The 765-nt window shown below is 37.1% G+C and carries 1 pseudogene; it reads right to left on the bottom strand.

What is annotated here, in order from left to right:
* Positions 1–600 (bottom strand): annotated as a pseudogene (locus tag IGI96_RS19735) (ISL3 family transposase); the annotation flags it as partial.
* Positions 601–765 lie beyond the last annotated feature (165 nt).

The following is a 765-nucleotide window of genomic DNA, read 5'->3' on the forward strand; positions in this document are numbered from 1 at the left end:
TGCCAGGCGTCGATTCTCCAATACACCGAGTAATTGCTGGGGCTGCCCATTCATAAAAACAAAACTCATTTTTTCGCTGCAGGACTTCATTGATTTGAACGCATCAACACAAAGGACCGAAGGGAACGTATCAAAACGAGGATGATACGTTTTTAAGCAGGTGTGTAGGACACGCAGAACGGTTACATCAGAGACAAAGCAGCGATCGGCAATTTCTTTTCTTATTGTATTCTTCGCCAGTTCCAAGGCAATTTGAACCTTTAAATTCTTTGAAAGATAGCAGTTTTCATCCACCCAGTTTGTCTGAGCATTGAATGTCGACTGACATTCTTTAAAGTAAAAGCGTTTACGCAACAAGCGTAATTCTGTTTTTGTTCCTCGATAAGGCAAAAGTTGGACTTTTGTTTTATGTGAGCCATTCTTGATGATTTGTCCTTCATTGTTGATACCACATTTACGGCAATGGCTTGGTATATAGCTAAGTTTGGCATGGATAATATTGGTGCGAACCCCCTCTTCTTCTATAGTCTCTAACCATTCTTCTTCGAAGAATAAATTTTCATCTGTTAAACCTAACAATTTTCTAGTACAATGATCCATGGAGATATCCTTTCTTGGTTTGGTTTTATTTTAGACGACTAAATTCTACCAGTTAGGCTATCTCTTTTTCTATCTTTTTTTACAAAAAAAGTGTCAGTAGAAAATCCGTAGATTTTCCACCAACACTAAATATTGTAGAACCATTAAATCACGAAAAAATAAACA

Origin of the sequence: Enterococcus sp. DIV0421 (genome assembly GCF_051713745.1) — a bacterium.
GTDB lineage: Bacteria > Bacillota > Bacilli > Lactobacillales > Enterococcaceae > Enterococcus_D > Enterococcus_D casseliflavus.